We start from the raw sequence: 23,949 nt of genomic DNA on the forward strand, positions 1-23,949 counted from the left end.
AACTCTCCAAGGAATAATTGGCTTTAAAAAATCTCTGGTAACGGCTTACTTCAAAGCGCGAAACTTATAATTCACTCACGAAACCCGCAAGGGCTATACCAACACCCAACAGTACCGCTATTAACTTTCTGCGGTTAAACTTATGGTCGGGTCCGGCTTCGAACAGGATGGTGGTAGATATATGCAGAAATATCCCGATCACCACACCCATAATGCGGTTAAAGTACTGCTGCAGGTTGCCAATGCCGCCGCTGCTCAAGGCATTGCTGAAAAAGTAACCGGCTGGCGCCATTACGGCAAATAAGGCTATGAAGAAAATGGTTTTACCCTTAGACTGATGATTGGCTAACAATACCGTACCCAAAGCAAAAGCAGCCGGAATATGGTGCAGTGCAATGCCAAACACCAATTGCGATTGATAACCGCTGGCCAACGGCATGCCTTCTAAAAAGCCATGCAGGCATAGACTCACCATAATGCCTAATGGGAAAACCGCTTTATCGTGCTCATGCACGTGCATGTGGCCGTGTTCTATCCCTTCCGAAAATTGCTCAAGCACTATCTGGAATAAAAATCCACCTAAAATAAAAACGCCCACCAAATGGTCTTGCCCATGGTAGGCATCGGGTATAAGGTGCAGTACCGTGATGCCAAAAAGGTAAGCACCACTAAAAGAAAGCACCAGTTTAAGCTGCTTATGGTTGCCTCCCTTAAACAGGAAAACGGCTATACCACCTAAAAAAGCGCAGAAGAACAATAATAGTAAATACCAGGTCATTAGAACTGAGGTTGAAATTTTTTAAACAGTAGGGCAAATATAAAACCTACCAATGCGCCAAAAATAGCGCCGCCGGTAACATCTATCGGGAAATGCACGCCCACATACACCTGTGCAAAGCATACCAGTGCTGCCCACAAAATAACCCATAGCCAAATCCATCGCCATTTACGCTGATACACCAATCCTAAAAATACCGACATGGCAAAGTGATCGCTGGCGTGGGTGGAAGGGAAGCTGTAACCTGTACCGCAAGGCACCCTGCTGGTAATGCTTTGGGCTAACACCACATCGCGGCAGGGGCGGGCACGTTGAACCTGTGATTTTATGAGGCTTGCACTCACAAAATCAGACACGCCAACGGCCATCAACAAGAACACGATAAGGTAAGCGCCGGTCTTTTTATAATGATAAATGCTGAAGCCAATAATGAAAACATAAACTGGGATCCAAAACTTAGGATTGCGCAGCCAGGGCATTAACCAATCGAAAAATGGGTTGGTTAACGTGTGATTGATGAAATAGAACACCTGCCGGTCGAGGTGTAATAAAAAATCAGGCATTTACTTGTTGCTATTAACCCCTCCGGGCTTTTGCCCACTCTCTTTTTATGGAGTTTGGAGGGGTGCAAATATAACCAATAAACCATCTTATAATAACCCAGCGGTTTTTATACCTGTATCCATCAATAAAATATTTATTTTTGTGGCTTAATATTTACAGTTTGACGCTTATAAAATCTATATCAGGTATACGCGGTACTATTGGCGGTGCAGCAGGCAATGGTTTAACTCCGTTGGATATTGTAAAATTTACTGCGGCCTTTGGTGCCTGGGCTGTTAAGAAGACCGGCATTCGCAAAATAATAATTGGCCGCGATGCACGCTTATCTGGCGCAATGGTGAACAACCTGGTGATAGGCACTTTGCAAGGCTTGGGTATTGATGTAATAGATCTGGGCTTGTCTACCACGCCAACGGTAGAAATTGCCGTACCTGCCGAACAAGCAGCCGGTGGAATTATATTAACCGCCAGCCATAACCCCAAGCAATGGAACGCCTTGAAGTTGTTAAATGCTACGGGCGAATTTATTACCGACGTTGATGGTAAAGAAGTGTTGGATATTGCCGAAAGCAGTGATTTCGATTTTGCCGAAGTTGATGACCTGGGCATGGTAACTGTTAACGATACATATCTTCAAAAACACATAGACGAGATTTTAGCACTGCCGCTGGTAGATGCCGAAGCTATTGCTAAAGCTGATTTTAAAGTAGTAGTAGATGCTGTAAATTCTACAGGTGGTATTTTTGTACCGGCTTTGTTGGAGGCGTTAGGCGTTAAAACGGTTCACAAACTATTTTGTGACCCAACTGGTCATTTTCCGCATAACCCCGAGCCATTGCCTGAGAACCTGACCGAACTATCTAAACAAGTGTTAGCCAACCAGGCCGATTTAGGCATAGCCGTTGACCCTGATGTTGACCGCCTTTGCTTTGTATGCGAAGACGGCAAAATGTTTGGCGAAGAGTATACCCTGGTAGCTGTAGCCGATTACGTGTTGCAGCATACTAAAGGTAACACGGTATCTAACCTGTCGTCTACCCGTGCACTGCGCGATGTAACCGAACGGGCCGGTGGCGAGTACCATGCCGCTGCGGTAGGTGAGGTGAACGTGGTTACTAAAATGAAAGAAGTGAACGCCGTTATTGGCGGCGAAGGTAACGGCGGTGTAATTTACCCCGATACCCACTACGGTCGCGATGCCCTGGCTGGTATAGCTTTGTTTTTAACTCACCTGGCTAAATATGGCAAGCCGGTATCTGCTCTGCGTGCCAGCTACCCGAGTTACTTTATCTCTAAGAATAAAATTGAGCTCACCGCCGGTATGGATATCGATGCCTTATTAATTAAGGTAGAGGAAAAATACATGGCCCAACCGCACAGTACAATAGATGGTCTGAAAATAGAGTTCGACAAGCAATGGGTTCACCTGCGTAAATCAAACACCGAGCCTATCATTCGTATTTACTCGGAAGCTGAAACGGAAGATGCCGCAAACGCATTGGCGCATCAGATAATAGCTGATATAAAAGGAATTCTTCAAATTAATGAGTGATTTAATGAATGAGCGAATGAGTGAATTTTGCATCTTTTAAGATGGAAGACTACGGAAAAAGCGAGTTCGCCGAACAGTTCAGGAATCGCACTAAAAGATTTGTTATTGACGTAATAGAAATTTATAGGAAACTACCACGAACAGTAGAAGCGCAGATAATTGGCAAGCAATTATTACGCTCTGCATCATCAGTTGGGGCCAATTACAGAGCTGCTTGTAGAGCACGTTCACAGGCTGAATTCTATTCGAAGATTTGCATTGTAATTGAAGAAGCAGATGAAAGCTTGTTTTGGATGGAAATACTTGTAGAATCGAATATTGTAGATAAACCGACAGTCATGAATTTAATGATTGAAGGAAAAGAAATCCTAAAAGTGGTATCGTCTGCACGTAAGACAATATCATCCAAAATTGATAAAACTCACTAATTCACACACTCACTAATTCACTCATTGTAATGAGAGTTTATCTTGATAATGCCGCTACCACACCGATTGATCCGGAGGTGATGAAGCAAATGGTTCAGGTAATGGAAAGCCAGTTTGGTAATCCATCGTCCATACATGCGCATGGCCGCGAGGCCAGGTCTTTAATAGAAAAGGCGCGCAAGACCATTGCAGGTTTATTGCATACATCGCCGGCCGAGATCTTTTTTACCTCAGGTGGTACCGAGGCCGATAATACAGCTATCCGTTGCGGTATTATTGATCATGGTTTAAAGCATGCAATCACCAGTCGTATTGAGCACCACGCTGTGGTTCATACGCTCGAAGCTTTGGAAAAAGCCGGCAATATAAAATTAAGCTTTGTTAATATTGACGATAAAGGCAATGTAGATTACGCCCACCTGGAGCAACTGCTGCAGGAGAACGAACGTACCTTTGTGTCACTCATGCACGCCAATAACGAGCTGGGTACGCTTACCAATGTTGAGCGTGTTGGTGAGCTGTGTGAGCAATACAATGCCCTGTTCCATTGCGATACCGTACAAACGGTTGGACACTATCCGCACGACCTGGGTAAGTTGAAAGTACATTTTATGGTATGTGCTGCACACAAGCTTCATGGGCCAAAAGGTACCGGATTTTTGTACATTAACCACAAAGTGAAGATAAACCCGATGATTTACGGCGGTTCTCAGGAGCGAAATATGCGTGGGGGAACTGAGAATATCTATGGCATTGTGGGGCTCGCTAAAGCCCTGGAAATGGCTTATAAAGATATGGCCGCTCATCAGCAACATATTCAAGGCTTAAAAAGCTACATGATCGATCAATTACAGCAAATTCCGGGGATTCATTTCAACGGCGAGACTGCGCCTGAAAAAAGTTTGTACACCGTGCTCAACGTATCATTCCCTGAAATGGAAATGGCCGACATGCTCTTGTTCAGTTTAGACATTGCCGGCATTTCGGCATCGGGCGGCAGCGCTTGCAGCTCGGGTACCAACATTGGCTCGCACGTGTTAAACGGAATTGGCGCCAACCCCGACAGGCCGGCCGTACGTTTTTCTTTCTCCAAATACAATACCCGCGACGAGATCGATTTCACGCTCAACAAAATTCGTGAGATAGTTTCGGTGAACGCTTAAACAATCACCTAAATAGAAGATGGGGCAGTAGTACATGAATTGTATTATTGCCCCATTTTTTTGACGTTATTTTGGCATTTGTATTTTTTTTGAGTGGGATCTAGAACTATCCATCCAACGCTCAAATCTTTGCCGGTTTCTATGTTGAAAATCTTAATTCATCCTGAATTTTCAACTGATGTAATCACGGTCTTCGTCGCTTAGTGTATCGCGCCTGCCTTTAGGGCGCTCGTCCTGCTCCTCTTCATCATCATCGTAAACGTTATAAGGGTCGTCCTTCCTATGTCGTTTAGGTCGGCTCACCAGTATGCCCAAAATAAATGCACTAACCGAAACGGCAGTCAGCATAACCAATTTGGGCAATTTTATCGATGTAAATAAAATAGTAAAAACTGCTTCATCAGTATTCTGCATGATGAGAATAGTAAGCCCAAGGGTAATTATAATGGCAAGCGTCGTTTTAAAACTCATGGCTACTTTGGTTGAATAATGCAGCTCAATATGCAAAAAATTATCATCAAAACCTTGCTAATCTAAACGGATAGATTGGCTTAGTCAGGTATTCATCTTACCCAATTTAGGTAGGAGCAAGTCATTTTGACCTTAGTATTTACCGGCAATTTTTCAGTAACTAATTGCATTCGTATACAAATTTAGAAAATGGCAAGTACATACACCTAAATTTTACATTAGATGAAGTATTACTTCAATACACTTAAGTTTTAAGTAAAGCTGAAATTGTTATCTCAAATAAATTCTAATGTTTAAGTATATAAAGTACTCATAATTAGTGACTATAATATACAATTTTAGGTTAAATAAATAGAATACTAAAATAATTAGTATATATAGCTCTGTAATGGTTTAATTTTGTGTTATTTAACTTTATGTAAAATTTATATTTAATTGAAAATGAGTTATATGTATTATTTGAGTAATATATTTATTTTAGATAAATTGTAAGTATATACAAGTCAGTTTGACAATATGGGCAAGTAGAGTAGAAAAGAATCAGTACACTAAGCTAAAATTGGATTTTCTTTGTGCGGAACTTTCGAAAATAAAATGGTGTATAGCTGCGCAGAAATGTGAAGTTGCTTAGAGGGCCTTAAAATGCGTTGTGGTAGATATTGATTGGAGCGTTAATTTATTTAAACCAATATGAGTTTGGGTCGATATTAACGCGCAAAGCCAGGAAGAAATTTATGAATGATGGTTAGGCTTACAAAAGCGTCAGCATTAAAAAGTCAGAAGATGGTTGCCTGTCCCGCCGGTGTCTTAGGCGCTTTGTTCAAGCGAGTCTATATAGTAATGAAAAGCCGGAAGTGATCGTAGTTTGAAACTAACTAATCGGTCACTGCACTTGTTGGCGTTGGCGCGACCAATTATTTAAACACATGCCTGTAATCAATAAAGGGTGATATTAATTACTTAGTGTAAAAAGTGGATGAAGGGATTTCTTAAAAAGCTTACCGGTTTTTGAAACGTACAATTTGTTTTTGGGCTACGGGGTAGAAGAAGATAGTAGATAAAATAATGACAGCACCTACCCAAAAACCTATGCTCATGGTATGCATGTCGCCAAAGAACATGAAGGCCATAATAATACCATACACAGGTTCTAAGTTGGTGATAAGTGCCACTTTAAAAGCCGATAATTCGCGCATAACAGACACCCCAGCTACGTAAGCCAGAGAAGTGCATATAGTGCCCAAGATGATTAAGTAAGCAATGTCATTGCTTGCAGGGAGCGTAAAGTTAGTGAAGCCGTTGGTCAGCAGCATGTATATAGTTATCCAAAAGAACGCACCCAGTAGTTCATAAAAGGCAATTACAGGCGGACTAATGGTTTTTACCTGCCTCGAATTAATGATAGAGAACAAACTGGCCGCAGCAGCGCTTATTAAGCCCAGAACAATGCCCAGCGTATACTGCGTTTCAAACTTAAAGATCAGTACAATGCCGGCAACAATAAACATACCCGATACGATCTCGAGCTTGGAGATAGGCTTTTTATTGATCAAGGGCTCAAAAACGGCTGTAAATAGTGTTACCGATGACAGGCATACCAGTGTTACCGATACCGTAGATACCTTAATGGCCTGAAAGAACAAGATCCAATGGCCGCCTACCATTGCCCCTGTTAAAACCAGTTTAATAAAGGTGCTACGGCTAACGCTAATTTGCTGCTTATTAAACTTAAAATATACAAACAAGGTGAAAGAGGCGATAAGTACCCGGTACCAAACCAGGTTAACCGCTGTAATGGTAATGAGCTTACCTAATATGCCTGTAAACCCCCATATAAAAACGGTGAAGTGCAGAATGATAAGATTCTTATTTAATTGGGTAGCGGGCGTTTTGCTCACAATGCTTTAACAATGATATTTGAAAATTTTGCAAGAACAAGATTTACTTGTGCTTACAACCTTATTTGGGTGCTTTGTAGAGCAGGTAAAAGCCGGTAAGGCCAAACAGCACATTAGGTATAAAAACTGCTATAATAGGAGGAAGGCCTGCCTTGAGCGAGAATACATTGGCAAACCTATCTACCACGATGTATAAAAAGCACAGCAATATGCCTACACCCAGCGGTAAGCCAATGCCACCCCTAACCTTACGGGATGATATGGATACGCCAATAAGCGTTAACACAAAGGCCGAAAAAGGGTATACAAAGCGCCGGTACTTTTCCAACTGTAATTCTACCAGCCGGCCGGTGCCGCGTATCTTTTCCTTCTCAATATTCTTGCTCAGGTCTGAAGTGGAAATAGCCCTGTATATGTTGTTATTGATGTCGTTATTGGTCTCAAAATCGGAGGGTCGCATATCCAAAATAGTGTCTTTGGTTTTGCCTGTGCCATCTACAAACTTCTCCTTTAAGCCATTCACATATCTTACCGAATATTCCTGTATGTTCCAGTTGTGCTTTAACGAATCATAAACCACCCGCTGGGCTACCATCTTTTGCTTCAGCGTATCACCATTAAATTTTTCTAACACAAAGTTATAGCCGGTATGCACTACATTGTCGTAAGATTGCAGGTAAACATAAGTATGATGATCCAGCTGCATGTGCAGTTCTTTTTGCGTAGGATCCGATCCGCCGGTGTATGTGTTATTAAAGTCAACGCTTAGCTTGTTGGTAAAGGGGATAACAAATACGTTCCCGAAAAAGAAAAACACAAAAATAACTGTTGAGGCAATGAAGTAAGGCCGCAAAAAACGGTTAAAACTGGTCTTACCACTTAATATGGGCACAATTTCGGTTTGGTTGGCCATTTTAGCCGTAAAAAATATCACCGCCAAAAAGTTGATCAACGGTAATAAAATGTTGGCATAATAGGGTAAATAGCCGCCATAGTATTGAAACACGATGGCACTTAACGGCGCATGGCTTTTCAAAAAATCGTCCAGGTGTTCAGATACATCGAACACTACGATAATAACCAGGAAAAGGGATAAGGTGAACACAAAAGTGCCCAGGTACTTTTTGATGATGTACCAGTCAATTATTCTGATGTACCTATCCAGAAATTTGAACATTAGAGTCTTTGGGCTAATTGTTTAACCATGGTATTCTTCCAACTGTAAAAATCGCCACTTATTATATGTTCCCGTGCCTGAGTTACCAGCCACAGGTAAAAATGCAGGTTATGGAGGCTAGCAATTTGTGCGCCCAGCATCTCGCCCGAGGTAATTAAGTGGCGTAAATAGGCTTTGGAGTGGTCGCGGTCTACCCAAAGATCGCTATCGGCATCAATGGCCGAAAAATCGTTCTTCCATTTCTCGTTCCGCATGTTCAAAATGCCGTCTTTAGTAAACAGCAAACCGTGGCGTGCGTTACGCGTTGGCATTACGCAATCAAACATGTCAATACCCAGGGCAATGTTTTCCAAAATATTCACCGGCGTGCCTACGCCCATCAGGTAACGGGGTTTGCTTTCGGGCAGTATATTGCATACTACCTCGGTCATGGCGTACATTTCTTCGGCCGGTTCGCCAACCGAAAGGCCGCCTATGGCATTACCATCGCGCTCAAAAGAGGCAATTACTTCGGCCGAGCGTTCGCGCAGGTCTTTGTAAACCGAACCCTGTACAATAGGGAAGAGGGTTTGATTATAACCGTATTTAGGCTGGGTGCTATCTACCCGGTCGCAGCAGCGTTTTAGCCAGCGGTGCGTCATTTCTATGGAACGGCGAGCGTACCCATAGTCACAGGGATAGGGTGTACATTCATCAAAAGCCATAATAATATCGGCGCCAATAACGCGCTGTATATCCATGGCCGATTCCGGCGTGAACAAGTGTTTCGACCCGTCAATATGTGAGCGAAAAGTAACACCATCTTCCTTTATTTTACGCGCCTTGCTTAACGAGTATACCTGGTAGCCGCCGCTATCGGTCAGGATAGGGCCGTTCCAGCCGTTAAATTTATGTAGTCCGCCGGCTTGTTCAAGTGTTTGCAGCCCCGGGCGCAGGTATAAATGGTAAGTGTTTCCTAAGATGATTTGCGCCTTAATGTCGTCTTTCAGTTCTTGTTGATGCACGGCTTTTACCGTGCCGGCGGTGCCCACCGGCATAAAAATAGGTGTTTGTATAACACCATGATCTGTAGTGATTTCTCCGGCGCGGGCTTTCGAAAATTTATCTTGAGCGGTTAAATTAAATTTCATGCTAAGTGGCAAAATTAGCAAAATAAAGAGAAGCCCTCTTTAAATCTTCCCCGGAAGGGGGAGACTTTTTGAATAAATGTTAAGTTTTTAAAGCTCTCCCTCCCGGGGAGGGTTGGGAGGGGCTGCTTTTTTCTTAGCTTTGCTTCATTAAATAACTTGTTTACAGTTTGGAACAATATATACCCGACGCAATATTTTACCTGTTTGTTTTTTGCTTTGTGGTGCAAAAGGGCTTCTTGCTCATTCAGCAGCGTCGTTTGGCCGCCTACCGTCTTCCCGATCAGGATCTGGAAACGGTTAGTTTACCTATATCAGTCATCATCAGTGCCCGTAACGAGGCCGGGAACTTACCGAAATTTTTACCTTCCATTTTAAACCAGGAGTATCCTGATTTTGAAGTAGTTGTAGTAAATGACTGCTCTGTTGATGATACGCCGCATGTTTTACAGGAACTGAGTAAAAACTATCCGCACCTCAAGTTGGTTACTGTTACAGAGCATCCGCGTTTTAAAACGGGGAAAAAATTTGCCTTAACCATGGGTATTAAAGCCGCTGCTAACGAACACCTGCTGTTTACCGATGCCGATTGCGTACCAGCATCGCCGCAATGGATTGCCCGCATGGCAGCCAACTTTACCGGCAGCACCGAAATTGTGCTTGGATATTCCCCGTACATTAAATCATCAGGTTTTTTGAATGCTTTTACCCGGTTCGAAACCCTGCGTACGGGTATCAATTACCTATCGGCTGCTATTGGGCGCAATGCCTATATGGGTATTGGGCGCAACTTAGGTTATACCAAGAGTTTGTTTTTCAAGTGTAAAGGCTTTGCCTCGCACCTTCATGTTTTGGCCGGCGATGATGATCTTTTTGTGAACCGTAACGCCACAGCTGATAATACGGTTATCGAAATTCATCCCGATGCTTTTACATTTTCTGAAAGCAAGGAATCTTTAAGTGCTTACTACCGCCAGAAAAAAAGACATATGGGGGTAGGCGGGTTGTATAAGAACGAGCACCGCCGTATGCTAAGCCTGGAAGCCATTACCGGATTTTTATTTTATATAAGTTTAGGATTGGCAATCTTTTTTCGAAAAGAGCCGTATATATTCATTGTTGCAGGTGCTTACGTGGTGCGGCTTATTACTCAAGTTATTGTTTATCATCAGTCGGCTAAAAAGCTGACTGGTACAGGGTTAGTTTGGTTCTTACCAGTCTATGATCTGCTGTGCAACGTTTATTTAATTGTATTTGGCCTAATAGGAACATTTATAAAAACTACCCGATGGAAGTAAATGCCAATTTTACCGAGAACGCTAAAAACGACTTTCAACTGGTGCTGAAAGCGAAGGAGGGCAGCCAGAAGGCCTTTGCCGACCTGATGCAGCGCTACAAAGATTCCATCTACTTTATGTCGCTTAAAATGGTGAACAATAAAGAAGATGCTATGGATATTACGGTAGAAACCTTTGCCAAGGCCTTTGAAAAGCTGGACAAATACCAGCCCGAATATGCGTTCAGTACCTGGCTGTTCAGGGTGGCTACCAATAACTGTATAGACTTTTTACGTAAGAAAAAGCTGAACACGGTATCTATCGATAATATGATGGATGAGGATGATGACCGGCCTATGCAAATTAAAGCCGACACGCTGAACCCCGAGGAGTCGAGTATAAAGAAGCAGCAGTCAGAAGAGTTGAAAATGCTCGTAGAAAGCTTGCCACCGCGTTACCGCAACTTGCTAACGCTAAGGTACTTCGACGAGTTATCTTACGAAGAGATTGCACAGCAGTTAGATCTGCCGCTGGGTACCGTAAAGGCGCAATTGTTTAGGGCCAAGTACCTGCTCGGTAACATTATTAACCGCATAGAACGCTAAATGGACTCAGGACTTATCCTCAAATATTTCCCCGAAATAACAGCAAAACAGCAGGAGCAGTATGCACAGCTGGCCGAACTTTATCCTTACTGGAACCAGCAGATCAATGTCATATCGCGCAAGGATATGGACTCCTTGTACGAGCGCCACGTGCTGCACTCTTTGGGTATTGCCAAAGTAATGGGCTTTTTACCCGGCGAAGAGGTGCTGGATGTAGGTACGGGCGGTGGTTTTCCCGGTGTGCCGCTGGCAGTTATGTTCCCTGAAACCAGTTTTCACCTCGTAGATTCGATAGGTAAAAAGATCAAAGTAGTACAGGAAGTGGCGCAGGCCATAAGCTTGCAAAACTTAAAAGCATCACACATGCGTGCCGAGCAGGTGCCGGGAAAATTCAATTTCGTGGTATCGCGTGCGGTAACGCAATTGAAAGATTTTTACCCCTGGGTGAAAGGTAAGTTCGAAAAGAGATCGGGCAACCAATTGCCTAACGGAATATTGTATTTAAAGGGGGGAGACCTTGAACAGGAAATTGCCGAATCGGGTTTGGCCGTTCAGCAATACTTCCTGAAGAATTACTTTGAGGAGGAGTTCTTCGAGACTAAGCAGGTGATTTATGTGAAGGGATAACTGTCTGATTTTTAAATAAAATATTCAATTAACCTGAAGCTTTTGTAAGCTTATTTAAATTAACACCCAGGTTTTAAAACAGGTTTAGTAAGCGTAGCAATATTCTTAAACCGAAGAGTCTCGGCTTCGATAAATGACAACTTCTCGGGTTTGACTTCATCAACTTGCTTTGATGTAGTCGTTTTGTGCATTTGCGGTATACCGTTTATTGCAGTCACTTCTTTACCATTCTCATCATAAACCTTCGGCGGCGGAAACTTGATTGTTCTGGCTTTGGCGGGCTTAATCGCTTTTTTGGGTAGCGGAAAACGCACAGTATTTGGTGGAGGTGGAGGAGGCAATTCCGTGCCATTGTAAACAGACTTAGCTGGCTTTACTGCTTTTTTGGGTAACGGAAAACGCACAGCATTTGGCGGTGGCGGCGGTGGAATATCAAGACTTTTTGGTTTCGACGGATCAACCGGTGGTGGGGGTGGCGGAGGCAACGATTTTGCAATTAAGGTTGGATGAGCAGGTATGCGTGGGTTTCTTGGAAAATGCATAATTTGAATCCAAACGTTATAGTCTCTTTTAAGTCTCACCAAGTCTTCGTCGGTAACGTTAAGTGGTGTATAAACGTGTTTTTTGCCATCGTTTTCTAACACTTCAACCGAATCCAGTATTCGGTTTTTTTGGGGGTTGTTTAAATATTGAACCATAAGCAAATTGTTCTTCTTCGAGGTATCAACAGGTATTGATTTTGTTGTCTGAACAGCCGAAGGCAACTGCTTAAGCCCGATTCTGATCCATCCGTAATCTTTGCTGAAAGCCATGGTAGAGGCGCACAGCAGGCCTGCGCACAGCGGCAAGGCCATCAGGTAACTTAGCCTGGCTAACTTACCCGAACGTTTTTGGTAAAGCTTCATTATTCTTGATTTTAAAAGTTGCTTGTTAGAGAACTGGTGCGCAAAAGGCAATCCGTTGCTGTGATAAGCCCGGGCAATTAAAAAATCCACATAAGCATCCGGTGCTTGCTGGTTGCCCGCTGCCAGGCGGTCGGCCTCAAACTCGTGCAGAGCCTTGAGGCTATTTTGCAGCAGGTATACCACCGGGTTAAACCAGTTCATGATCTTGATTACCTCGGTGAACATGATATCCCAGCTGTGTTTCTGCCGTATGTGCACCATTTCGTGGCGCAACATGGCTTCATTCAATTCGCCCGATTGATCTACGAACAGGTAGCCGAAAAATGAGAACGGCGTATGCTCATCATTCACATAAACCAGCGTAAGGTTGTGCCGCGATAGTCGCTTGTTAGTAAAAACTAATTTTAAGAGGCTGTAGAGCTTTGTAACGAGCCAAACGTACATTGATGCCACGGCGAGCCAATAAATTGCCTGAAGGGCTTTATTTGGCGTTAAAAACAAGGTGCTGACCACGGGTGCCACGGCCGTTTGTGATACACCCACTACAGTAGCCGTAGTTTGCACCGTTTGAGTTACCGACTGCACAGGTGCCGAGGTGCTTACCTGTACCAGCGGAATTACGAAACAAAGCACCGTGCTTGCGAGCAAATAAATGCGGTTAGCGGTGTAAAAAGTTTGTTTGCGAAACAGCAGCCAATAGCAGCCGTAAGCCACAGCAAGGTACAGGTTAGCCTCTAAAAGATAGTGCAGCCAGTTCATCATCATTTGTCTTTATTGCGGCTCCGTTCGGCCAGTAAAATTAATTCTGCCAGTTCGCTCAGATTTAGCTTCTGCTCTTTTACCAGGTACGATACCAGGCTCTTGTAAGAATTGTTGAAATAACTTTTGATCACCTTATCGAAAGCAAATTTCTTGTAGTCCTCCTCGCTCACGATAGGGAAGTACACGTGCGAATTTCCGTACGCCTTATGGTCAACAAAACCTTTGCTTTCCAGCACCCGCACTACGGTGCTTACGGTGTTGTAAGCCGGCTTGGGGTCGTCAGGCATCTTGTCTAAAATTTGCTTAACAATGGCCTCTTTCAACTGCCATAAAATTTGCATTACCTGTTCCTCTGCTTTAGTTAATTCTTTCATCATTTTTTCCGGGCAAAATGCCAACTGCCTTTGTAGTTTACTTAAACTATTCGGATAGTTTGCCAACTGTTTTTATAGTTCCAATAGTCAAATATGCTACTATATTTATAGTTTGCAAACTACTTAGGTAGTTTTATTTTGTAAGATGTTGATAATCAGGTATTATATTTTTAAGTGCTCGGAGTCGATTTACTCAAACCGGCTTATAGGCGTTTAAAAGGCCATTTTAGATTTGCAAATCTGTTCGTGATGCAAGTGGTGTCGTTACTTAACCAACTCAATGTTCTTTCACAATGCATTCGCTTTAACAGGCCAAAATTTTCTATTTTTAAAGCCAATCTATATGTCACTTAAACACCAACTGGCGCTTACCTTTTTAAAGGGCATAGGCGCCACCTTATCGCGCTCGCTGCTGGCTTACTTTGGCAATGCCGAAGATGTTTTTAAAGTACCGCCAGGGCGGCTCAAAATGGTGCCGGGTATAGGCGCCAAAATTGTAGATCAGTTAAACCTGAACGAAGCCCTCCACCTGGCCGAACGCGAGCTGGAATATGTAGAAAAGAACAACATTGATGTGATCTTTTTTACTGATGAACGCTACCCTAAAAAGCTCCGCAATTGTAACGATGCGCCCATCCTCTTATATAGTAAAGGTAATGCTAACCTTAACCAGCAACGTGTTGTAAGCATAGTAGGCACCCGCAACGCTACCGACTATGGCCGCGCTCTATGTAAACAACTGCTCGAAGACTTGCAGCAATATGAAGTATTGGTAGTAAGCGGACTGGCATTGGGCATTGACGTAGCTGCCCACAAAGAAAGCCTTCGCCTAAATATCCCCACGGTAGGCGTACTGGGTCATGGCCTCGACAGGCTGTACCCCAACCAAAACCGCGCCGTGGCCGATAAGATGCTTTTGAATGGCGGCTTGCTCACCGAGTACCCCTCGGGTACCAAACCCGACCGCGAAAACTTCCCACAGCGTAACCGCATCGTAGCCGGCATGGCCGATGTAACCGTAGTTATAGAAGCTGGGTTGAAAGGCGGAGCACTTATTACAGCCGAAATTGCCAACTCTTACAACCGCGATGTATTTGCTTTTCCGGGTCGTATTACCGACGAATATTCGGAAGGCTGCAATTTCCTCATCCGTAACAACAAAGCCGGTTTGCTCTCCTGTGCTGCCGATCTGGCTTTCCTGTTAGGCTGGGATAGCCCGGGTACTTCCAAATCTAAATCCAAACAAAGCCAGATCACCCTGCCTATCGACCTAACCGCCGATGAAAGAACCATATGGGAAACCCTGCACCAGCAAAATGCTCCGGTGGCTATAGATGATCTGAGCATACGCCTCAACATGCCCGTAAGTCAGCTGGCCATGAACCTGCTGAACATGGAAATGCAAGGCTATATCAACGCCCGGCCCGGTAAAACGTACGTGATCAGCTAAAGCTTTGAAGCTGATTAGTGTATTATTCTGTAATCTGGATTCTATACTTTTGACTCTCTCCCGGGCGTTGCCTCCGGCCCGGGCTATACACTGCAAGTCCTCGTTCGCTACGCTGCACTCCGGGCTTTCCGTTGCTATCCCTAACGCAAAATTGTCTTGAACCGGAATTTTCTGAATTAACAGAATGAGTGGTATTGGATATTAATCGTTTCTTTTGAGTTTTATATGTAGTAGCGTAGATAAGGTGGTAAAATGCTCCTTCAGGAGCTACCTGTTTATAGCTAACATAATGCATCTCGATGTTTGCGCCGTTGGTGCTACCCATCTAACGTGAAACTCTATGATGTAGAAAACGTATGTTGATATATCGCGATAGCCAATTAGCTCTTACAAGAAAATTACTGAACTTGTCAGTCAGCCTGTCGAAGACCTGTACGCCTTGCTTAATCTTTGACAAGATCCCATAGCAAGTGACTTCTCCCATGTTAGTCTGAGCTCGTCGAAGACCTGTACGCCTTGCTAAGTCTTCGACGAACTCAGACTGACATGATATTCTTTGTTTAAACAGCTAACTCCTCAGGGTGCGGTATAATAAGTAATCACGCCTGTTTCATGGCTTACTTCCTGCCAGCTGTGGGCGTCTTCAAACACCACGGCAATAGCGGTACAGGGCAGTACATCGCGCACTTTGCCTGTGAGGTTAAGCAACAGGTAGGCAATGCCTGGGTTGTGGCCCACCAGGGCGGCAAAGGCTATACTATCGTTAAAATGATTAATGGTATTGAGTAGGGTGCGTTCGCTGGCTTCATAAATAGCCTGGCTTAGTTTGGCAGAAGGCAGCCTTAGCTGGCTTGCAATAATATTGGCCGTGGTGGTGGTGCGCAAAGCCCGGCTACTCATGATCTCATCGGGTATCAATCCATCGGCTTCAAGCTTTTGAGCCAAACGGGTGGCATCGGCTATACCTTTAGCCGATAGCGGACGGTAAAAATCTCCTTGTTCGGCAAAGCTTTCGGCCTCGGCATGCCTGATGAGCAGTAACTTTTTCATGAGCTAAAAAAATAGGTATACAACGGTTTATCATCCGCAATATCCATATTTTTTTAGAATATATAACCAATTGTAAGGCCCGAACTGCGTGTACGCGTTTTATACATGCTGCGTCTTTCGGGATTAATGTCGGCCAGTCCCAAATCATAATTCAGGTTAAGCAACACTTTGTTTAGCTGCACGCCAATGAGCCCGTTAATACCATAATCAAAAGGCTTGAATCCATTGATCTTATTGCTGTCGAATTCAATACCGGAGGCATAACGGTCACGATAATAAGCAGCAACGTTAGCGTTTTTAGGTTTGTCATAGGCATTAAACCTTCCGTTAATAGCTCTTGATATAAAAGGGCCGGCGCCCACAAATAACTTGCCTTTGGTTAATGGCACATGGTAAACAAGGTTTACGGGTACTTGCAGGTAATAAATGCTGGCTTTGCCATAAATAATATCCCTGATATCGTCATCCACGTAATCCATATAGGTTCCGCCGCCTTTGCCTGTATACATGATGGCAGATTGTATAGAGATACGACCTAAGTCAAGGTTGGCAAATAAGCCGCCCTGAACGCCGACCAGCGTATTGCTGCCTTTAATATCAAAATCTGCATTACCCGAGCGTGCAAAGTTTGCAGCGTTTAGCCCGCCCTTTATACCAAATTTGATGCCTTGTGCCGATACCGAAAGTACGCTTAACAGCAGAACCACTGATAAGGTTAGTTTGTTGATCATGTTTGATTGGTTTTGTTAATTCTAAATAAAAGAAGAGACAAACTCGTCTTTTATTCCAAATATTATCTTAATGGTTAGAAGTTGAAACCTAAAGAAAACCCTATGATGCGGGTTTTTACAGTGCCGTAATTGCCCGAACGTATGTTGGTTAGGCCTAAATCGTAGTTCACATTGAAAAGTAAACCATTGTTAAAGGCAAAGCCAGCTAAAGCGGTAGCTCCAAAATCCATTCGTTTAATGTCTGAGAATTGGGTATAGTCTTCCATTTGCTCGGGTTCCTCGCCTATTTTAATTTTTCTATCAAAATCGTAACGATATATTATATCATTCTGGTTCGGAAGCATTGAATATTCGGCGTAACCTTTATACCGGCCGCTAAGCGCTATTGATGCAAAAGGACCTGCACCAATGAAAAAGCTTCCCAGTTTAACTGATTTGTGATAAACAAAGTTGAGTGGTATTTGAAGATAATTGATGGTGGTTTTCTCTTCGTTTTTAACTCTGGCTGCACTTATATCTGATGCAACCAGTCCGAATCCTATTCCTGCGTTATACATATCAGCCTGATGCAATTCATAACCCTTACCCGAGTAATATATGCCCGGCTGAAACCAAACTGATTTGCCCATGTCCATATTTGCAAATGCCCCGGCCGAAAAACTGGTAATGGCCGATGTTGTATTGGTAGTAGATGCGAAGTTTAAACCGGCTTTAACGCCAAATGTAGGTGTAGTTTGTGCCGACGCAGTAGAGCCGACAATAAGCAAGAATGCAGATAAGGTTATTTTGTTAAGCATAACAATGGGTTGTTTAAGCTTTACGTACATAGATAAACAAATGCAACAGGCCACTAACCAAATACTATCAAAATAAAAAAGAGGAGACAAGCTCCTCTTTTACTCTGAATATTATCTTAATGGTTAGAAATTAAAACCTAACGAAAATCCAATGGTGCGGGTTTTCAACTTTCCTTCATCGCTATTACCGCCAGAGATGTTGGCTAAGCCTAAATCGTAGGTAGCGTTAACCGATACACCGTTACTAAAGCGGAAACCAGCTAAACCGGTAGCACCATAATCAAAGCGCTTAATGCCGTCATCAGAACCTATTTCTATTTTTTGGTTAATATCTTCTCTTTCGGTACGTGTTTGGCCATTTATGGTATAAGTATCCTCTCCATAACCTTTAACGCGGGCCCTTATGGCAACCGAGGCAAACGGACCAGCGCCTACGTAAAATTTACCGGCACTGGTGGGTACATTAAATACAAAGTTGACAGGTACCTGCACGTATGAAATGTGGGTTTTTGCTTCACCGGTAGACGAGATAACGTTACCGTTACCAAAGTCAACTCTGCTGTCTAAACCATCTAATTTAAAGCCTTTGCCGCTGTAAAATAAGCCCGGTTGTATAGAGAAACCATCGCTCATGCTAATATCGGCAAAAAAGCCGGCCGAAAAGTTTGTGATTTTACCGGTATTAGCAGTGGTAGAACTTCCATCGGCGCTGACTTGTACGCTGGCCAGATTTAAGCCGCCCCTAATACCGAAAGTTGTTGTTGGCTGGGCATATTGTGCAGACGCGCCTAATGCCGAACCTGCCATGATCATGGCAAGGAATAATTTTTTCATATATGTAATAAAGTTTAGCGCAAATATAAAATTTAAAACTATCTTATTAGTTATTTTATCGTTAAAAAATATTCATCTTTCTCTTAAATCGGCATTTAAGTGTAGGAGAATCACTTTTTTGCGATGTAATTAAACCATGCATTGAGAAGTTTTACCTTAACAAAGTGCTTACGTCTATGATGTATACTTAACAATAGTTAATAAAGCAGCATGGGGTGTACAACATTTAACTGAATCAATTGTATTTAACGTATACTATGAAGAACTTACTATACCTGTTAATTATCCCGATTACCTTTTTATCGTGTAAAAAGAAGAACCATGATCCTGATCCTGAGCCGCAAACACCTAATGTGATACAGGGTAAATTTTACGGTGCTCCGTTTGAAGCCAAAGTAGCTATTGAGCGGTATACCAGTTTTAGCATGGGTAATTATAAACCCGAAGACTTGGTTTGTTTGTACATCTCATCAAATGCATCCCGTAATTGCAGCAGCACGCTTAAAGAGTTTTCGATGAGGCTTACCGCGCCTAAGAAACCTGGCACTTACTCGCAAAACGATGTATATATACTTACCAATGATCCACGCGATCCTACAGGAACTGAGGGTGCTCTTTTCTCTTCGGAAACTACCATTATCACCATTACCTCGGTAACTGCGGATAAGGTTATTGGACAGGTTGACATTAAGCGTTCAGAAGACAATACCGAACTCAAAGGGCGATTTGAAGCCAGCGTATGCCGTTAAACAAGCCCGGAGCTACAAGCCTGAATTTAGGAAATTAGCCAAGGGCTGCTCGGGCATTTCGTTCATGCATTTAAAATGGCCGAGCGGGCATTTCTCCTGGCCAAATTTTGAACAAGGGCGGCAAGGCAGTTCTATACCGGCCACCAGGGCCTTATCAATTTGATAAGGCTGCACGCCTAACAATTCGGGCACGGTACTACCCCAAACCGAGGCAATGGGAATGTTAAAAGCTTCGGCAATGTGGGTAAGCCCCGTATCAAAACCGATAAGACGTTCGGCTTTAGAGGTCAGAAAAACCGATTCATCGAGCGTGGTGATGCTGCAAGCATTATAAACCTTGTTTCCCAAAGCAGCTGCAATTTCATCTCCATTGGCTTTAACATCGTTTCCGCCCAAAAGCACAATGGGTAGCTTAATTTGCCTGCAGAGGCTAATGATTTTGGCGTTGGGCATTCGCTTGGTAAAATGCGTAGCGCCTATTACAAAGGCAATATAACCCTCGTGATGTGTGGCAGGGAGCAGGTGAGTAAGGCTATATTGATTTTTTATATAGTAGTTAATGGGTTGGCCATCATTTACCACGCCTAAAGGTTTTACCGCTTTCAGGTAACGGTCTACCAAATGTAAGGGTGGTACCAGCTTCAGGTTAAATTTCAGGCTCAGCCATTTGCGCAACCGCTGCTTATCGTACGTAAACGCCTTAATGCCGGTGCGTAGTTTGATGATGCTGGTGCGCAGGTTGGTGTGCAGGTCAACAAGGTAATCATATTGTTCGGCCTTAATATCTATAATGGTTTCGCCCAGGCTGGGTTTCAGCAGCAGCAGTTTATCCAGGTACGGGTTATTATCATAAATATACCGGAAAGCTGGCTTGGTTAAAAAGTGTACTTCGGCATTGGGTAACTGCTGCTTGAGGCAACGTACCACGGGCGTGGTATAAATAATATCGCCCATGGAGCTAAAGCGGATCACCAGTATTTTCATTGCCTTGCGTTAACCCTACCTCAGGATAGTTGATTCCTGATCTTTTGTATAATTGAGGTGGATGAATACCCCTCTACAAAGTTAATGGTTTTTACCTCGCCTCCGTTGGCTATCACCTCTTTGCCGCCTACAATGTTTTCTATCTGGTAATCGGCACCCTTCACTAATATATCGGGCATCAAGGAAGTGACCAGGTTTAAAGGTGTGTCTTCTTCAAAAAGTACCACCGCATCTACAAAGAACAAAGCTGCCAGCAGCGCTGCCCGGCTATCCTGACCGTTAACCGGCCGGTCGGTACCTTTGAGGCGTTTAACCGAGGCGTCGGCATTGAGGCCAATGATGAGCTTATCGCCCATTTCGGCAGCTTTGGCCATATAGGTGATATGGCCTATGTGCAAAAGGTCGAACACGCCGTTGGTGAACACCACTTTTTTGCCCTCCTGTTTCCACCGAGCCATACGTTCCTGCAAGGTAGGCAGATCGGCAATTTTTGAAAGCAGTAGTTTTTCCAGGTCGGGTTGCATGGTAGTAAAGTTATAAAAATTATCGGGTGGTAGGCATGAGTTATGTTGACCCAAGGTCATCCGCCCTGTCCGTGTTGACCGTTCTAATAAAACGTACTTTTTTGAAGTTTTATGAAGAAATAGGGAAATTATTTAAGGTAAAATCAACTGCGTTCCACGTCTTGTAAGATCTCGGCCAGGGTAGTGGTTGCGCTTCCTACACGGCGTATTACAATAGCGGCAGCGTGGTTGGCCAGCTCGCAGGCTTCTTCCACACTCATGCCTGAGGCTATAAAGTAAGCCATAGCTGCGAGCACTGTATCGCCAGCACCAGTTACGTCAAACACTTCGGTGGCCTTAACAGGTAACAGCTTGTAAGTGAGCTCGCTTACAATGGCCATGCCTTCTTCAGATAACGTTACCACCAGGTATTCAACCCCAGTTTGTTCAAAAATGGTTTTTGAAGCTTGTTGCAAGTCATCAATGGTCTTTATCTTTTCTGCCTTGGCTGCTTCCGTTAACTCTTTACGGTTAGGCTTGATGATATAAACGTCTTTATACTTGCTGTAATTCAAGCCTTTAGGGTCAACAATGATCTTTTTGCCTTGCTCATTTATAGCCGCTATTAATCGTTGAGTTAAGGAAGGAGAGAACAAACCTTTGTTATAATCTGAAAATAGCACAATGTCGGTCTGTGCTATACAGTCTTTCAGTTTTTTAAGTAGCTCATCTTCAAGGTCTACGGCTATAGCGTCGGTCACTTCGCGGTCTACCCGCACCAGTTGATGGCTTCCTGCCAGCACACGCGTTTTTACCGTGGTAGGACGGCTGCTGTCTTTAATGATACAGCAGGTATCAATACCTTCCTGCTCTAAAATAGTGGTAAGTTGTCCGCCTGAAACATCATCGCCCACCAAGCCACCTAAAACCACCTTAGCACCCATAGAAATGAGGTTTTGGGCTACATTGGCTGCACCTCCCAGGGTAGTAGATTCGCTTTTTACGTTCACCACAGGTACTGGAGCCTCGGGCGAAAGACGGGTGGCATCGCCCCATACATAATGGTCGATCATGAGATCGCCAATAACCAATATATTAGGCTGTTTGCCAGTTTGTATAACCGAGCGTAATTTATCTATCAGCATTTATTGCGTTAAGTTTTAAGTTGAACAGATGCTATTAACGTTTAACCGACTGATTTGCTTTTTTACGCAAGAAGATTTCTTGTAAATGCGGTAAATCAAGAGCGTTTAAGCAGTTTTCTTTGGTTACGCCACCTTTGCGCGCTGCCAAAATTCCGTAAGCCATGTCATGAAAACCTTCTTTTCGGTGGGCATCGGGGTTGATGGAAAGCATGACGCCTTTTTCGATTGCATACTGGCACCAGCGCCAATCCAAATCTAACCTGAATGGATTAGCATTGATCTCAATAGCCACATTATTAGCCGCGCAGGCATCTATAACTTTTTCATAGTCAATTTCATAACCTTTACGGCTCAACAGTAAGCGGCCCGTAGGGTGGCCCAATATGGTAGTATAAGGGTTTTCAACCGCTTTAATAATACGTGCGGTAGCCTTGTCCTTATCCATTTTAATGTTGGAATGTACCGAGGCTACAATGAAATCAAAGCGTTCCAATATCTCGTTTGGGTAATCGAGCGAACCATCACCTAAAATATCCGACTCAATGCCTTTAAATATATGAAAATCAGTAATCTTCTTATTCAGATGGTCAATTTCTTCATGCTGTTGTAATACCCGCTCAATGCTCAATCCTTTGGCGTAAACGGCACTTTTACTATGATCGCAAATGCCCAGGTAGGTGAGTTTCATTTCATCGCGGCAGTATAGTGCCATTTCCTCGAGGGTATTAATACCATCGCTCCAGGTACTGTGGTTGTGCAGTGCTCCTTTAAGATCATAAAAGTCGATGAGGTCGGGCAGGTTATTAGCTTCGGCTTTGTTAATGAAGGTGTTACCCTCGCGTAATTCGGGAGGCATCCAGGGCAGGCTTGCTTTCCTGTAGATGAACTCCTCGCTTTCGGGCTGATCGACAATATCGTTAATACGTTCATTTACAGCAGCCACATGCTCTTCACTACCGGTGTAAATAAACAGATCCCGGTAGAAGAAGCGTTTTTCGGCAACGATGAGGTCTACCAGTAATCCATTGGCTGTTTCGCCGTTTACATGGCAGTCTTTAACCGTGATCTTATTTAATAAGGTCGAAGTTTCCAGGTCATTTAATACCAACTCCGGGTCGCGGCTTCCTATCACAATGCTCAATTCGGAAATAACCTCGCAGCAACGGCGGTAATCGCCGGCAAACTCAATTAACGCCCCGGGGAACATGCCTTTAAGCAGCAACATCAATTCATCAGCCTCGTGTTTAGCTTGGGCATACAGAAACTTGCCATTGCTGGCCATACGGAATTCCAGTACACGTTTTATTTCTTCTTGTGTCTTGATACCGAAGCCTTTAGCTTCTATCAGTCGGTTCTCATTACAGGCGTAATAAAGCTCGCCCGTATTCTCAATACCCAGATCACGCCAAATGATGGCTACCTTTTTAGGGCCTATACCTTTGATGTGCAGCATCTCTATCACGCCATCCGGAGTTGCTTGCAGCAGGTCTTCCAGGTCTTTGATGGAGCCTGTTTCGAGCAGTTCTTTAATGTAGGCGGCAATGCTCTTACCTATACCTTCAATCTGCGTAACCTCTTCTGTACTTTTATCGGCCAGCTTAAATGGCAGCTTATCTACCTTAAATGCGGCATTAGTAACCGAGCGTATTTTGAAAGAGTTTTGCTCATGCAGCTCCATTAATTGAGCTAACAATTTTAAACGGCCGGCAATAGGTTTATTTTCCATAATAGGTTAGTAGCGGCCGTAAAAATACAAAAGCCATTGTAATGAACAGCGTTTGCCGGCATTTTGTTCATCAGGTAATAATAAGATGATTGCATAGGTATCAAGGTGTTGGCAACTTCAAGAAATTAGATATATCCACCGAAAAGTTAGAGAAAACCTCAAAAAACCTCAAAAAATTAGATCGGGCAAAGTACCGCTGTTTCTTTACCACAAGCGAACATTTATTGCACAAAAAAAGCCACCTTTTGGGTGGCTCAAATTATGGAAATTCG

At 43.5% G+C, this 23,949-nt stretch carries 24 protein-coding genes; 8 read left to right on the forward strand and 16 right to left on the reverse strand.

The window, feature by feature from the left end; genetic code table 11:
* Positions 1-64 precede the first annotated feature (64 nt).
* A complete protein-coding gene (locus tag IEV61_RS07080) occupies positions 65-778 on the reverse strand; it encodes a ZIP family metal transporter (RefSeq protein ID WP_188415163.1) in 714 nt (237 codons plus the stop codon).
* Positions 778-1,341, reverse strand: a complete 564-nt coding sequence (locus IEV61_RS07085) for a phosphatase PAP2 family protein (RefSeq protein WP_188415165.1) — start codon at positions 1,339-1,341, stop codon at positions 778-780. The genes IEV61_RS07080 and IEV61_RS07085 overlap by 1 nt, the downstream gene beginning before the upstream one ends.
* 161 nt (positions 1,342-1,502) lie before the next feature.
* Here IEV61_RS07085 and glmM point away from each other — a divergent pair, with 161 nt between their 5' ends.
* From glmM to IEV61_RS07100, 3 genes are read left to right on the forward strand one after another with little or no spacing between them, the layout of a single operon-like run.
* A complete protein-coding gene (gene glmM, locus IEV61_RS07090) occupies positions 1,503-2,894 on the forward strand; it encodes a phosphoglucosamine mutase (protein WP_188415167.1) in 1,392 nt (463 codons plus the stop codon).
* Positions 2,895-2,935: 41 nt separating this feature from the next.
* Positions 2,936-3,322 (forward strand): four helix bundle protein, encoded by a 387-nt coding sequence (locus tag IEV61_RS07095; protein WP_188415169.1) that lies wholly within the window; start codon positions 2,936-2,938, stop codon positions 3,320-3,322.
* Between the two features lie 29 nt (positions 3,323-3,351).
* The gene (locus IEV61_RS07100; protein ID WP_188415171.1) at positions 3,352-4,485 is read left to right on the forward strand and encodes a cysteine desulfurase family protein; all 1,134 of its coding nucleotides are present in this window, start codon (positions 3,352-3,354) and stop codon (positions 4,483-4,485) included.
* A gap of 171 nt (positions 4,486-4,656) precedes the next feature.
* Here IEV61_RS07100 and IEV61_RS07105 read toward each other — a convergent pair whose 3' ends face one another.
* The 4 genes from IEV61_RS07105 to tgt all read right to left on the reverse strand — a co-directional run bounded on the left by IEV61_RS07105 (position 4,657) and on the right by tgt (position 9,161).
* On the reverse strand, positions 4,657-4,956 hold the full coding sequence (locus IEV61_RS07105; RefSeq protein ID WP_188415173.1) for a hypothetical protein: 300 nt from the start codon (positions 4,954-4,956) through the stop codon (positions 4,657-4,659).
* Between the two features lie 998 nt (positions 4,957-5,954).
* Positions 5,955-6,854, reverse strand: a complete 900-nt coding sequence (locus IEV61_RS07110; protein ID WP_188415175.1) for a DMT family transporter — start codon at positions 6,852-6,854, stop codon at positions 5,955-5,957.
* 61 nt (positions 6,855-6,915) lie between these two features.
* Positions 6,916-8,031, reverse strand: coding sequence for an LptF/LptG family permease (locus tag IEV61_RS07115; RefSeq protein WP_188415177.1), 1,116 nt, complete (start codon positions 8,029-8,031; stop codon positions 6,916-6,918).
* Positions 8,031-9,161, reverse strand: coding sequence for a tRNA guanosine(34) transglycosylase Tgt (gene tgt, locus IEV61_RS07120; RefSeq protein ID WP_188415179.1), 1,131 nt, complete (start codon positions 9,159-9,161; stop codon positions 8,031-8,033). The genes IEV61_RS07115 and tgt overlap by 1 nt, the downstream gene beginning before the upstream one ends.
* Before the next feature lie 167 nt (positions 9,162-9,328).
* On the opposite strand from tgt, the gene IEV61_RS07125 reads away from it, so the two are divergent.
* From IEV61_RS07125 to rsmG, 3 genes are read left to right on the forward strand one after another with little or no spacing between them, the layout of a single operon-like run.
* Entirely contained in the window at positions 9,329-10,456 is a 1,128-nt protein-coding gene (locus IEV61_RS07125) for a glycosyltransferase (RefSeq protein ID WP_229747063.1), read from the forward strand.
* Positions 10,447-11,040: an RNA polymerase sigma factor gene (locus tag IEV61_RS07130; RefSeq protein ID WP_188415181.1), complete on the forward strand. Its 594-nt coding sequence runs from the start codon at positions 10,447-10,449 to the stop codon at positions 11,038-11,040. The genes IEV61_RS07125 and IEV61_RS07130 overlap by 10 nt, the downstream gene beginning before the upstream one ends.
* Positions 11,041-11,667 (forward strand): 16S rRNA (guanine(527)-N(7))-methyltransferase RsmG, encoded by a 627-nt coding sequence (rsmG, locus tag IEV61_RS07135; protein WP_188415183.1) that lies wholly within the window; start codon positions 11,041-11,043, stop codon positions 11,665-11,667.
* A 59-nt stretch (positions 11,668-11,726) separates the two neighbouring features.
* Here the strand turns inward: rsmG and IEV61_RS07140 are convergent, their stop codons facing one another.
* Together IEV61_RS07140 and IEV61_RS07145 are read right to left on the reverse strand one after the other, a co-directional pair.
* Positions 11,727-13,337: a M56 family metallopeptidase gene (locus tag IEV61_RS07140; RefSeq protein WP_188415185.1), complete on the reverse strand. Its 1,611-nt coding sequence runs from the start codon at positions 13,335-13,337 to the stop codon at positions 11,727-11,729.
* Positions 13,334-13,711, reverse strand: coding sequence for a BlaI/MecI/CopY family transcriptional regulator (locus IEV61_RS07145; RefSeq protein ID WP_229747064.1), 378 nt, complete (start codon positions 13,709-13,711; stop codon positions 13,334-13,336). The genes IEV61_RS07140 and IEV61_RS07145 overlap by 4 nt, the downstream gene beginning before the upstream one ends.
* A gap of 340 nt (positions 13,712-14,051) precedes the next feature.
* Between IEV61_RS07145 and dprA the strand changes: the two genes are divergently transcribed.
* Entirely contained in the window at positions 14,052-15,158 is a 1,107-nt protein-coding gene (dprA, locus tag IEV61_RS07150) for a DNA-processing protein DprA (RefSeq protein ID WP_188415187.1), read from the forward strand.
* Positions 15,159-15,734: 576 nt separating this feature from the next.
* Here dprA and IEV61_RS07155 read toward each other — a convergent pair.
* The 4 genes from IEV61_RS07155 to IEV61_RS07170 all read right to left on the reverse strand — a co-directional run bounded on the left by IEV61_RS07155 (position 15,735) and on the right by IEV61_RS07170 (position 18,570).
* The gene (locus IEV61_RS07155; protein WP_188415190.1) at positions 15,735-16,208 is read right to left on the reverse strand and encodes a SixA phosphatase family protein; all 474 of its coding nucleotides are present in this window, start codon (positions 16,206-16,208) and stop codon (positions 15,735-15,737) included.
* A gap of 53 nt (positions 16,209-16,261) precedes the next feature.
* A complete protein-coding gene (locus tag IEV61_RS07160) occupies positions 16,262-16,939 on the reverse strand; it encodes a porin family protein (protein ID WP_188415191.1) in 678 nt (225 codons plus the stop codon).
* Between the two features lie 74 nt (positions 16,940-17,013).
* Entirely contained in the window at positions 17,014-17,736 is a 723-nt protein-coding gene (locus IEV61_RS07165) for a porin family protein (RefSeq protein ID WP_188415193.1), read from the reverse strand.
* A 123-nt stretch (positions 17,737-17,859) separates the two neighbouring features.
* Positions 17,860-18,570 carry a porin family protein gene (locus IEV61_RS07170; RefSeq protein WP_188415195.1) on the reverse strand — a complete coding sequence of 237 codons (711 nt, stop codon included), beginning with the start codon at positions 18,568-18,570 and terminating at the stop codon, positions 17,860-17,862.
* Between the two features lie 257 nt (positions 18,571-18,827).
* Between IEV61_RS07170 and IEV61_RS07175 the strand changes: the two genes are divergently transcribed.
* Positions 18,828-19,319 (forward strand): hypothetical protein, encoded by a 492-nt coding sequence (locus IEV61_RS07175; RefSeq protein WP_188415197.1) that lies wholly within the window; start codon positions 18,828-18,830, stop codon positions 19,317-19,319.
* 12 nt (positions 19,320-19,331) lie between these two features.
* Here the strand turns inward: IEV61_RS07175 and IEV61_RS07180 are convergent, their stop codons facing one another.
* From IEV61_RS07180 to IEV61_RS07195, 4 genes are all read right to left on the reverse strand, one after another.
* On the reverse strand, positions 19,332-20,303 hold the full coding sequence (locus IEV61_RS07180; protein WP_188415199.1) for a glycosyltransferase family 9 protein: 972 nt from the start codon (positions 20,301-20,303) through the stop codon (positions 19,332-19,334).
* 20 nt (positions 20,304-20,323) lie between these two features.
* Positions 20,324-20,827, reverse strand: coding sequence for a D-glycero-beta-D-manno-heptose 1-phosphate adenylyltransferase (rfaE2, locus tag IEV61_RS07185; RefSeq protein ID WP_188415201.1), 504 nt, complete (start codon positions 20,825-20,827; stop codon positions 20,324-20,326).
* A gap of 143 nt (positions 20,828-20,970) precedes the next feature.
* Positions 20,971-21,951, reverse strand: coding sequence for a D-glycero-beta-D-manno-heptose-7-phosphate kinase (rfaE1, locus tag IEV61_RS07190; protein WP_188415203.1), 981 nt, complete (start codon positions 21,949-21,951; stop codon positions 20,971-20,973).
* A 34-nt stretch (positions 21,952-21,985) separates the two neighbouring features.
* A complete protein-coding gene (locus IEV61_RS07195) occupies positions 21,986-23,677 on the reverse strand; it encodes a DNA polymerase/3'-5' exonuclease PolX (protein ID WP_188415205.1) in 1,692 nt (563 codons plus the stop codon).
* Positions 23,678-23,949: the final 272 nt, after the last annotated feature.

It is taken from the genome of Mucilaginibacter galii, assembly GCF_014635825.1.
In the GTDB taxonomy this organism is placed as follows: Bacteria; Bacteroidota; Bacteroidia; order Sphingobacteriales; family Sphingobacteriaceae; genus Mucilaginibacter; species Mucilaginibacter galii.